Here is a 10,791-nt window from a genome sequence, read left to right on the forward strand (position 1 = left end):
AAGCTTGTTCAGGGACTTGGACATAGCGGGACTCCGAAAAGCTTCCTTTATGCCTAATTTCCTTGGGTGGTTTCAAGCGATTGCCCTGGCTGCCACCCCTCTCTAATTGATTTAGGGCTATTTTTCGCATAAACTGCATCTGCCGTTTTAATGCGCTGAAGCTCACTTCGATTAAGAAACCAAAATAAAAAACAAGATTTACAGGAATTACAATGAATAAGTTATTTAAAAACTCCACGGGCGTGACCGATGTCGCACGTCGTCAGTTTGTGAAAGGCCTTGGCATGACAGGCTTGGTCGCTGGATTAGCACCTAGCGAATTATTTGCTGCCCCTACGGTGATGGATGCGCCTATGCTCAAAGGGAACACCTTTGACCTGACGTTGACAGAAACACCGGTAAACCTCACCGGCCAGCGCCGTATGGCGACCACGATCAATGGCTCTTTGCCTGGACCTACCCTGCGCATGAAAGAAGGCGAACGTATTACGATTCGCGTGACCAATAAAATGAGGGTCACTTCTTCAATCCACTGGCATGGGCTTATATTGCCTAGCAATATGGACGGTGTTCCAGGCTTAAGTTTTGCAGGTATCAAACCTGGTGAGACCTTCACTTACCAATTTGATGCGGTACAAAGTGGCACTTACTGGTACCACAGCCATTCAGGGTTTCAAGAGGCAACCGGCTTGTATGGATCGATCATTATCGATCCTCGTGAAAAGGATGTGGTTCAGTACGATCGCGATCATATTATTTTGCTGTCTGACTGGTCTGATGAAAGTCCAGAGCAGATCTATGCCAAGTTAAAAAAGCTCAGCCACTATTACAACACGCGTGAAAGAGTACTCAGCGACTTTACAAAAGAGGCGGCTGCCAAAGGGTTTGAAAAAGCTGTTGAAGGCCGCAAGATGTGGAATGAAATGCGAATGAGTGATCGCGACATTTCAGATGTAACCGGTCGTACCTACAGCTTTTTAACCAACGGTAAAACCCCCAGAGACGGCTGGGAAGGCATGTTCAAACCGGGTGAGCGCGTTCGCTTGCGCTTTATCAATGGTTCTGCCATGACCTTCTTTGATGTACGAATTCCAGGCTTAAAGATGGAAGTGGTTTCCAGTGACGGGCAGGATCTACGTCCAGTAAAAGGCATCGATGAGTTTCGTATTGGTGTTGCTGAAACCTACGACGTGATTGTTGAGCCGAAGGCTGGTGCTTATACCATCTTCTCGCAAGCAATTGATCGTTCGGGGTATGCCCGAGGCACGCTAACCAGCGTTGCAAATCAACGTGCCACGGTACCTGCGTTGGATGAAATGCCAACGTTAACCATGACTGATATGGGAATGGATCACGGCGACATGGCCGGTATGAAGGGAATGGATCACAGCAATATGGCAGGGATGGAAGGCATGGATCATAGCAATATGAAACCTGCAGAATCCGGTGTGAAAATCAAGATGGGGCCGCAGGTCGATATGGTCGCGACCAATCCACAAGTTCGCCTTGATGACCCTGGAGTAGGTTTACGCAATAACGGTCGACGCGTCTTGACTTACGGAGATCTGCGCAACTATTACCCGACTGAGGACAAACGGCCACCCAGTCGAGAAATTGAACTACACATGACCGGCAATATGAGCCGTTACATGTGGTCATTCAATGGGGTGGCATATAACGATGCCAAACCCATCGGTCTACGGTATGGCGAACGCGTTCGCATCACGTTAATCAACGACACGATGATGAACCACCCCGTTCACCTTCACGGTATGTGGAGTGAACTTGAAAGTGGAGACGATAACTATCTCCCTCGTAAGCACACCATCGTGGTTCAGCCGGGTGCCAAGATCAGCTATTTGGTGACTGCCGATGCAAAAGGGCAATGGGCGTACCACTGCCACTTATTGTTCCACATGAAAGGCATGTTCCGTCGTGTCATCGTTGCGTAAATTAAAGGACTAATCATGAATAACAAATCATTAGTAACAACCTTGCTAAGCATCAGTATCGGTCTAGTGTTAGCGCCAACAGCCTTTGCTGGACATAAAGGAAAAGTTGATTGTACAAAAGCTAGCAATGCCAAAGTAGCAGCCTGTCTTGACCCTGCGGTCATTGCTAAGGCCGCTCGTATAAAAGCCGCTAAAGCACGCATGGCAAAAATGGCCAAAAAGCCTGCGCCAGCGATGGATCATTCTAAGATGAAAGGGATGGATCACTCTAAAATGCCGGGCATGGATCACTCCAAAATGAAGGGCATGGATCACTCCAAAATGGAGGGCATGGATCACTCCAAAATGGAGGGCATGGATCACTCCAATATGGAGGGCATGGATCACTCCAATATGGAGGGCATGGATCATTCCAAGATGAAGGGGATGGATCATTCCAAGATGAAGGGGATGGATCATTCCAAGATGAAGGGGATGGATCATTCCAAGATGAAGGGGATGGATCATTCCAAAATGCCAGGGATGGCGGGAATGGATCATTCCAAAATGGAGAAAAAGATCCCCGTCAGTGATGGATCAATGGAAGTCAATATTCCGCTTCCATACCCTGGTGCATTACACATGGTTGATGACCCATTTTTAACCATGACTAGGGTCAAAGCATTAGAGCTAGGAAGAAATGAAGCAGGTACTAACACACTCACTCTCGAAGCAGATGCCTGGCTCGGTTATGACCTGCACAAGCTTTGGATTAAAACTGACTTAGAAATGAGTGGTGGAAAACTAGAGGAGGGGCAACTTCAAGCGCTTTACAGCCGCGGTATATCGCCTTATTGGGATGTACAGGCTGGTGTAAGAAAAGACTTTAAACCGGTCGGTCGTGAGTGGGCCGTTGTCGGCATGAGAGGTATCGCACCTTACTTTTTTGATATCGACGCGAGCTTTGCAGTGGGTAAAGGCGGACAAACTAATGCCCGATTCAACGCCGAATACGAGCTAATGTTAACTCAAAAAGCCGTGTTAGCACCCGAGCTAGATCTGAGCTTTTACGGTAAAGACGATGCAGAAGTTGGCGTTGGATCTGGCTTGTCACAAGCAAAAGTTGGTTTAAGGCTTGGTTATCAGATCAAGCGCGAGTTCACACCTTATATCGGGGTGCGCTGGTCAAAGCAATTCGGCAATACTGCTGATTTTACAAGGGCAGAGGGCGGAGATATCTCTGATACGCAATTGGTACTAGGCATTGAAGCTTGGTTTTAACCGTTAGCATTTTACAAACACTAAAAGTAGGATCGACGTAATGAAAAAAATTAACACATGGTTATTGGCAGGTTTACTCACAGCAGGTTTTTCTGGCGCTAGTTTTGCTTCAACAGATGATGATGCACATAGTGATGGCCATGTCATGGAAGGTCATGAAGGGCACAAAATGAGTGCGGTGGGTATGCCAGCAGAAAAAGGCGCAGAAGCTAACAAAACCATTACCGTTCACATGATGGATACGATGAAATTTAACTTCTCTAATTTAGATATTGAGGAAGGCGATATCGTCAAATTTGTTGTGATGAACAAAGGCCAGATACCGCATGAGTTTGGTATCGGCAGTGTTGAAGAGCAAGTTGCCCATAGAAAAATGATGCAAGCGATGCCAGGCATGAAGCACGAAGATGGCAGTACCGTCAGTGTTGAGCCAGGAAAAACTAAAGAGTTAGTTTGGCAGTTCATGGGTGAGTCAACAGCACAATTTGCTTGTAATGTACCGGGGCACTTTGAAGCCGGTATGCACGCTGAAGTTGAGCTTCATTAAAAACAACAATGCGTGTTAAGCCGTGTCTATTAAGTTAGGCATGTTTGGTTGGTGTTATTATCCTCCTGATAACACCGATCTTTATTAACCTATGAATGAATAAAATAATGAAAATAATTAACTTACTGATCGTTAGCTGTTTTCTGCTGCTTAGTACAACGGCTTCAGCCCATACCGGCATACAATCATCATCCCCTAAAAATGGTGCGGTGATGAAGCAAGCTCCTGAAATGATTGAATTGAGCTTTAAAGGTACCGTTCGACTAATACAACTCGAGCTTAAAGCGGCGGATGGTGAGTTAGTCAATCTAGAACTTCCAATATCGGATGAACCCACTAAGCATTTTAGTATTCCTCTTCCGGATTTAAAAACATCAACCTATAAGGTCAATTGGGTCTCCGCAGGTGCTGATGGGCACAAAATCAAAGGCAAGTTTGGTTTCAAGTACGTAGGCGCTAATGCAGCGGCAGATAGTGTGACTGATGACGGTGCAGAAGTTAATGACAACCGTATTTCTGGCTGGGTTGTTGCTATTGTTTTAAACAAACTATTAATTTATATCGCCTTAGCCATGACCGTTGGCGGCTTAGCCGCTATGTTTACGCTATCGCGATACAAGGACCGCCAAATTCCTTTCATTCGTTACCTGCCTGTGGGTTGTTTACTCGGTTTCATTGCAGTGACAATTAGTTTTTTCCTACAAGTCGGATCCTTTGCTGAGGAAGGAATATCAGGGATGTTCAATGCAGACTATGCTGACATTCTCTGGGGCTCTGGCGTTGGCCAAAGCTATAAATTACAGATGATCGGTTGGGGCCTGGTTGTTTTGATGATGCTCTTGATGTGGTTAAAACCAGCAGCGACTGATCTCTTCGCCTCACTCTCTCTGATTGGGGTTTTCATGATTGCGGCCGCATTTACTCTAACAGGTCACAACGCTGAAGCACCTATCTGGGTTCGCATTGCACTTGCACTGCACGTGGTTGCAGCGATGTGGTGGATAGGCTCCTTGTATCCATTACGCTCGGCTTGTGATGTTTTGGGTGTTTCCAATCTTCAATCATTAATGGTTGAGTTTGGAAAGCAAGCAATGTTCCTAGTCGGCCTGTTAGTTGTCGCAGGTGTTGTTATTTCTTATCACTTAGAAGGGAACTTTAGTAACCTTGTAAATACAGGCCATGGAAATTTATTATTGCTCAAGATTGGCACTGTTGCAGTTATTTTATCTCTCGCCGCATTGCATAAATTTGCTTATGTTCCTGCATTGAGTAACGGAAAGTCCACAGCAATACTTAAGCGTTCGATTACCATAGAGATGTGGGTCGGCGTCTTAATACTTGTGGTTACTGCGGTGATGAGTAGCGTTACTGGCCCGGCTTACGGCTAAACCTGTGAAGCAATATTCTCTCATTTTGTTGATGTTCCTCTCGTTGACGACGAATGCCGTCGCGGGGTTCACCGTGCCTCAGTTTATAGAGCACGGTGCTGACAGCGCTATGTTGGAAAACCACGCTGGTAACTCTCATCACAACAAATCACCTGAGAATAACAACAGTGAAGCTCACGTCTGCCATGATGACACCGAGTGTAATGAGTCTGAGGACTGCTGCACTGAACTGTGCCAAATCGCTTATGCCGTTCTCCTAGAGCAGGCTCAGAATAGCTGTTTGAAACGCCTGAAAACTAAAGGTGAATACATCGTGGATGAACTTGCTTATCTCGGCCTTTTTTAGCACCCGTTAAAAAATGATTCTGCTTACAAATTTGTCTGGCGAATCAATTGTGTAAGAAATCTGAAAATGACAGAAATGTCATTTTAGTGACTGAGTTCTGTCAGTTTGCTAATTGCATAATTAACGCGTTACTGAACTAAGAGTCTCCTGAAAACTGGCGATGCAACCAGTTTTACAAGCAGCAAACCTTAGTTTTAAATTTCACAAAAATACAAATGGAATCAAATCAATGAAAAAAATTAACACATGGTTATTGGCAAGTCTACTGACCGTTGGCTTCTCTGGCGCTAGCTTCGCTTCTGCGGAAGGTGAGGCAAAGGACGATGGGCATGGTGATGGACACGGCGACGGCCACGTCATGGAAGGTCATGAGGGACATAAAATGAGTGCAGTGGGTATGCCTGCTGAAAAAGGCGCAGTTGCCAATAAAACCATTACCGTTCACATGATGGATACCATGAGATTTAATTTCTCCACCCTGAATATTGAAGAAGGTGATATCGTCAAATTTGTGGTGATGAACAAAGGAAAAATACCTCATGAGTTTGGTATCGGCAGCATTGAAGAACAAGTGGCGCATAGAGATATGATGAAAAAAATGCCCGGTATGAAGCATGAAGACGGCAGCACCGTAAGCGTAGAGCCAGGTAAGTCAAAAGAGCTAGTTTGGCAGTTCATAGGTGACGCAACCGCACAGTTTGCCTGCAATGTACCAGGCCATTTTGAAGCGGGCATGAAGGCTGAAGTGGAGCTTCATTAAACGATTAAGTAGGTCTATAAGTTAGGCATGCTCAGTCAGTGCTACTTGCTGTAGCACTGACAACCATCAAACCCTCTAATCAACTAAGCAATGGTTGTCAGTTAGTAAGATATCTAATCATTCACTGGCAGACATTGGAGCAAGGTATTGCTTGAGGACACCGTTAAGAAAAGCACTTTTTGGGTGACACAACCTATGCGAATTCTACATCTAGATGGCTTAAGAGGAATCGCAATCATTCTCGTTGTTTTATTCCATGCTTATGCAGGCTGGCCTTCGCAAGTTCCTTACGGCAACACCTATGCTGATGTAACCGTGTTTAAACTGGGCTGGTTGGGCGTTGAACTATTTTTTCTAGTGTCTGGCTTTGTTATATCAATCACTCTGGAGAAAACCGAGACATTTAGTCTATTCATTTACAAGCGCTGGCTAAGGCTTTTTCCCGCGATGCTGATCGCCACCGTGTTAATTTATGCAACATTGGCGATCTTCCATGAACGCCCAGACGGTATACCCCCCAACTTACTGAGTGCACTACCAGGGCTGACTTTTATGAACTGGTGGCCAAAGCTACTCAATATTGACATTCCCCAGTTAGAAGTCGCTTTTTGGACGCTCTACATTGAGTTCAAGTTTTATGTTATTGCAGGTCTGACCTATTACCTTTTCGGCAAAAAATATTTGACCCCTGTTTTGGTGTTTTTATTTGCCCTGTGGGTGGTCACATATGGCTTAACGACTCAGCTTGAATTTCACTCTCTACAGTTATTGGCAAACATTAACGACGCACTTAGCCTAAAACACTTTGGGTGGTTTGCTGCCGGTTCGACGTGTTACCGCTATTACCAAACAGGCGATCGCAAATGGATGATTACCACACTGCTGCTCATCTTATTCAGTGCCCTGAGTGTTCGCGTAGAAACCGAGGGATTTAACCTTGAGGTTACTCTGAGTGCGTTAGCAATATCCGCGTTATTTATCTTGAGCTTTAAACTCACTTTTTTACAAAACATGCTGCAAAGTAGGCTACTGATATTCTTTGGCACCATCAGTTACCCTCTGTATTTAATTCATAATAACGCCATGATTTCTATGATCATCAAAATAGAAGCCTCTGCGCCTTGGTTACATTCGTTTTTGACGCCCTACCCAGCGATTATTGTCCTTGTATTAGCAGCATATATCATCGCGAATTACCTGGAACCTTGGCTGAGTCGCTTTTTTCGATTCCAGATCGAGAGCAATATAGTGAAGACTAAAGCTGACATGTCATGAATGTCATTGTAGTGAAAGATTGTTGTCAGTTGGCAGATTGCATAATGAGCACTCTTAAACAATATACAGATGAAGGTAAAGACAATGAAAACAGTTCAATCAATCGTTATAGCAGCATCAATCATTTTAGTTAGCGCGAATGCTGTTGCCGGTACTATACAGTCAGGCGGTGGTTTCGATCGGGTTGTCAACAATACGATAGTTTTGAGCGCTGCTCCTACTAAGCAAGCCGCATATCAGCTAGGTTTAAACAAATTGGCTCAGCTTAACGCAAGCTCGCCGCAACAATTAGGCTTGATGCTTAATGTGATTTCATCGAATGCCGAAGGAAACACACTACACCTAAAAGACGGTGGCTACATAACAGTACAAGAAAGAATGAGTACTGGTGGCAATACGACTTACGTCAGCTCAGTCAACGTTGGCTTGCACTACTTAGAGCGTAACGATAATAATTAAACCGTACGAATTACCTGCAAGACTAAGGGTCATGGATAGCTATTGTTATTACGACCCTTTTATATCGGTTAATTCAGGCCACTTTCCAATAAATGAAAAAGGAAAACACTCCCCATGAAATTACTCGTCATTGAAGATGAAATCAAAACCGGGCAGTACTTACAAAAAGGCCTGACCGAATCGGGCTATACGGTTGATCTCAGTCATGATGGTGTTGATGGTTTGTACCAGGCAACCAGTCAAGACTATGACTTGATCGTGCTGGATATTATGTTACCCAAGCTAAATGGTTGGCAGGTGCTTCAAACATTGCGAAGTAGCAATATCCTGACCCCCGTCCTCATGCTAACCGCTAAAGATCAGGTTGATGATCGGGTAAAAGGCTTTGAGTTAGGAGCCAATGATTACTTAGTTAAGCCGTTTGCCTTTGCTGAATTAGTCGCGAGAGTTCAAAATGCACTGCGACAACAAACGAGTAACACCACACCCGATGCTGAATTAAATACGCTGAAAATAGCTGACCTCGAACTAAATCTGTTAAAACGCACCGCAAGCCGACAGGGCAATTTAATTGCTTTAACGGCTAAAGAGTTTTTATTACTTGAGCTGTTTATGCGTAAAGCGGGTCAAGTGCTGTCTCGGTCTACCATTGCATCGCTCGTGTGGGATATGAATTTTGATAGTGAAACTAACGTCATTGACGTAGCGGTTAAAAGACTTCGTAGCAAAGTAGATAAGCCCTATGATCAAGCCCTGATTCACACCGTGCGAGGCATGGGCTATCGGTTCGAAGCTGTTACATCATGATATTCAACCGCAAATCTTCGATGCGTAAACATTTGATTCTGATGTTTATTGGCACTTCTATTGTGCTACACGTTATTGTCGGTGCAATCATTCAATACACGGTTCAAACGCATTTTTATGATCAGGATTATCAACATATCACTGAAAAATTCGCAGCAATAGAACAGCCCTATCCTGATAGTGATATTAGTGCAGAGGATGTGAAGGGATTTGAACTTAGTGCGTTAAAAGTGTGGGTGATTGAAGGAGAGGCAGTCAGCTTTCAGAATGCTGAAATAATACTGCCTAAAGAGGCGATACACTTTTTGCTAACCACTCAAAACACCAAGCAATCTTGGGAGTGGCAACAAGGAAACAACTGGTATCTTGCATTTTCATTCGCTTGGGATATTGATAAAACACTTGTGGTGGGAATCAATATCAATCACCACATAGATTTTTTCAAAGTGATTAATCTAGTCATATTTTGGTCTATTCTGGCAGCACTCCTTCTAACCGGCTTGTATAGTATCTTCATTGTTAATCGTGGGTTACGCCCACTCAAAAAGTTTGAGTATTATCTTGCTAAGGTCAGTCCTGGAAGACTGGATATTCGCATACCGACAAAAGAGCTACCCGCTGAATTAGAAGCTCTAAGCAATGTTCAAAATGCCATGCTCGATCGACTCGATCACGGCTTTCAGCGCCTCAGTGACTTTTCATCGGATATAGCCCATGAGTTGAGAACGCCTTTGAGTAATATGACGACTCAAACCGAGGTCATATTATCAAACAATAGAGAGCTGGAAGAGTACCAAGATGCACTGGGGTCAAACTTAGAAGAGTTAGAGCGCTTCAGTAAAACCATCAATGACACCTTGTATTTAGCAAAATCTGAAAACTCATTACTTTACCAAAACAACAAACAGCTAAATCTAACTGAGCAAATCTCAAGACTCATTGAGTACCATGAGATTGCCGGTGAAGAAAATGGCGTCAGTATTGAGCTGGAGGGACAGGGTGAGTTTTTCTGTGATGAGTCAATGTTCCAACGAGCCATAAATAACTTACTCTCAAATGCCATCCGGCATGCATCAGACAACTCGATCATTAAGGTCATCATTGAACAATCAGACACCAAACTATTGATTGGTGTGACCAACCACGGCGATACCATACCGGAAGGCTCCCTACCGTTTATTTTTGATCGCTTTTACCGTGCTGATAAATCAAGAGAGCATACACATAGCGTTGGGGCAGGCTTAGGCTTGGCCATCACACAGTCTATTATTGAAGCCTATGGTGGCACTATCTCGGCTAAATCATCAGACGGCTTTACTGAGTTTTGGATTAACTTCCAAAATCTTCATTAAGCATTAAAAAGATGCTTGACCTGTAGCGTAGTAGAGGGTTTTACAATCAGCAATATGATCTCAAATCTACGATCAGCCTCTGGGTTAACAATACCACCGCCTATTATTTATTTAGGGGCACTAGTGGTTGCCTGTGCGCTTTCCTATCTATCGCCTCTGCCATTTAATTTAGACGGCCTGGGCCGGATCATTGGTGCACTATTCATCGTTTTGAGTATTCCGATTATGCCACCGGTTCTTGCTCGATTTAAAAAAATGGATACTCCTTTCGATGTTAGGAAAGGCGCTAAGGTTCTAATCACTGATGGGCCGTTCCAGTTTTCCAGAAACCCAACTTATGTCTCATTAACACTTCTCTACCTAGGTCTAGGTCTCGTCTTTGATAGCGTTTGGGTTCTGATATTAGTACTTCCAGTATTAATTGTGATGAATAAATGGGTGATTAAGCGAGAAGAGTTACACCTTGAAGCTGTGTTTGGTGACAAATACTTAGACTATAAATCCACCGTACGTCGATGGTTGTAGTTGTAAAGTAAGCGTCAGGTAAACCACATCTACCAACCACTACGCTATTCGGTCATTCTGTCTCTCTATTAACCGGAGACAAGTATGAACAACACACTGACTCAAAAACAGCAATTCTGG

12 protein-coding genes are annotated in these 10,791 nt (G+C 44.1%); 11 read left to right on the plus strand and 1 reads right to left on the minus strand.

The genetic code is table 11. The features are described 5' to 3' along the window. The coding region (locus DKW60_RS24130) for a hypothetical protein (protein ID WP_219988834.1) at positions 1–238 on the minus strand (238 nt) is incomplete at its 3' end. On the opposite strand from DKW60_RS24130, the gene DKW60_RS18720 reads away from it, so the two are divergent. From DKW60_RS18720 to DKW60_RS18770, 11 genes are all read left to right on the plus strand, one after another. Then, the gene (locus DKW60_RS18720; RefSeq protein ID WP_109839193.1) at positions 213–1,952 is read left to right on the plus strand and encodes a copper resistance system multicopper oxidase; all 1,740 of its coding nucleotides are present in this window, start codon (positions 213–215) and stop codon (positions 1,950–1,952) included. The two genes, DKW60_RS24130 and DKW60_RS18720, sit on opposite strands and share 26 nt — an antisense overlap. A gap of 15 nt (positions 1,953–1,967) precedes the next feature. Next, a complete protein-coding gene (locus tag DKW60_RS24535; RefSeq protein ID WP_109839194.1) occupies positions 1,968–3,212 on the plus strand; it encodes a copper resistance protein B in 1,245 nt (414 codons plus the stop codon). A gap of 40 nt (positions 3,213–3,252) precedes the next feature. Continuing rightward, positions 3,253–3,759 carry a cupredoxin domain-containing protein gene (locus DKW60_RS18730; protein WP_109839195.1) on the plus strand — a complete coding sequence of 169 codons (507 nt, stop codon included), beginning with the start codon at positions 3,253–3,255 and terminating at the stop codon, positions 3,757–3,759. A gap of 107 nt (positions 3,760–3,866) precedes the next feature. Beyond that, positions 3,867–5,147, plus strand: a complete 1,281-nt coding sequence (locus DKW60_RS18735) for a copper resistance CopC/CopD family protein (RefSeq protein ID WP_181389790.1) — start codon at positions 3,867–3,869, stop codon at positions 5,145–5,147. A gap of 4 nt (positions 5,148–5,151) precedes the next feature. Beyond that, positions 5,152–5,493 (plus strand): hypothetical protein, encoded by a 342-nt coding sequence (locus tag DKW60_RS18740; RefSeq protein ID WP_109839197.1) that lies wholly within the window; start codon positions 5,152–5,154, stop codon positions 5,491–5,493. Positions 5,494–5,722: 229 nt separating this feature from the next. Further along, positions 5,723–6,253 carry a cupredoxin domain-containing protein gene (locus DKW60_RS18745; protein WP_109839203.1) on the plus strand — a complete coding sequence of 177 codons (531 nt, stop codon included), beginning with the start codon at positions 5,723–5,725 and terminating at the stop codon, positions 6,251–6,253. A gap of 195 nt (positions 6,254–6,448) precedes the next feature. Then, entirely contained in the window at positions 6,449–7,528 is a 1,080-nt protein-coding gene (locus DKW60_RS18750) for an acyltransferase family protein (RefSeq protein WP_146203526.1), read from the plus strand. A gap of 84 nt (positions 7,529–7,612) precedes the next feature. Then, positions 7,613–7,987: a DUF3316 domain-containing protein gene (locus DKW60_RS18755; RefSeq protein WP_181389791.1), complete on the plus strand. Its 375-nt coding sequence runs from the start codon at positions 7,613–7,615 to the stop codon at positions 7,985–7,987. 114 nt (positions 7,988–8,101) lie between these two features. Then, the gene (locus DKW60_RS18760) at positions 8,102–8,794 is read left to right on the plus strand and encodes a heavy metal response regulator transcription factor (RefSeq protein ID WP_109839200.1); all 693 of its coding nucleotides are present in this window, start codon (positions 8,102–8,104) and stop codon (positions 8,792–8,794) included. Then, positions 8,791–10,146 (plus strand): heavy metal sensor histidine kinase, encoded by a 1,356-nt coding sequence (locus DKW60_RS18765; protein WP_109839201.1) that lies wholly within the window; start codon positions 8,791–8,793, stop codon positions 10,144–10,146. The genes DKW60_RS18760 and DKW60_RS18765 overlap by 4 nt, the downstream gene beginning before the upstream one ends. 54 nt (positions 10,147–10,200) lie before the next feature. Then, positions 10,201–10,671 (plus strand): methyltransferase family protein, encoded by a 471-nt coding sequence (locus tag DKW60_RS18770; RefSeq protein ID WP_109839202.1) that lies wholly within the window; start codon positions 10,201–10,203, stop codon positions 10,669–10,671. The last annotated feature ends 120 nt before the right edge of the window (positions 10,672–10,791 follow it).

This window comes from Leucothrix pacifica, from assembly GCF_003172875.1.
In the GTDB taxonomy this organism is placed as follows: Bacteria; Pseudomonadota; Gammaproteobacteria; order Thiotrichales; family Thiotrichaceae; genus Leucothrix; species Leucothrix pacifica.

Coding starts and splice junctions, on each gene's coding strand:
- DKW60_RS18720 (WP_109839193.1), top strand. CDS start 213: ATGAATAAGTTATTTAAAAACTCCACGGGCGTGACCGATGTCGCACGT.
- DKW60_RS24535 (WP_109839194.1), top strand. CDS start 1,968: ATGAATAACAAATCATTAGTAACAACCTTGCTAAGCATCAGTATCGGT.
- DKW60_RS18730 (WP_109839195.1), top strand. CDS start 3,253: ATGAAAAAAATTAACACATGGTTATTGGCAGGTTTACTCACAGCAGGT.
- DKW60_RS18735 (WP_181389790.1), top strand. CDS start 3,867: ATGAAAATAATTAACTTACTGATCGTTAGCTGTTTTCTGCTGCTTAGT.
- DKW60_RS18745 (WP_109839203.1), top strand. CDS start 5,723: ATGAAAAAAATTAACACATGGTTATTGGCAAGTCTACTGACCGTTGGC.
- DKW60_RS18750 (WP_146203526.1), top strand. CDS start 6,449: ATGCGAATTCTACATCTAGATGGCTTAAGAGGAATCGCAATCATTCTC.
- DKW60_RS18755 (WP_181389791.1), top strand. CDS start 7,613: ATGAAAACAGTTCAATCAATCGTTATAGCAGCATCAATCATTTTAGTT.
- DKW60_RS18760 (WP_109839200.1), top strand. CDS start 8,102: ATGAAATTACTCGTCATTGAAGATGAAATCAAAACCGGGCAGTACTTA.
- DKW60_RS18765 (WP_109839201.1), top strand. CDS start 8,791: ATGATATTCAACCGCAAATCTTCGATGCGTAAACATTTGATTCTGATG.
- DKW60_RS18770 (WP_109839202.1), top strand. CDS start 10,201: ATGATCTCAAATCTACGATCAGCCTCTGGGTTAACAATACCACCGCCT.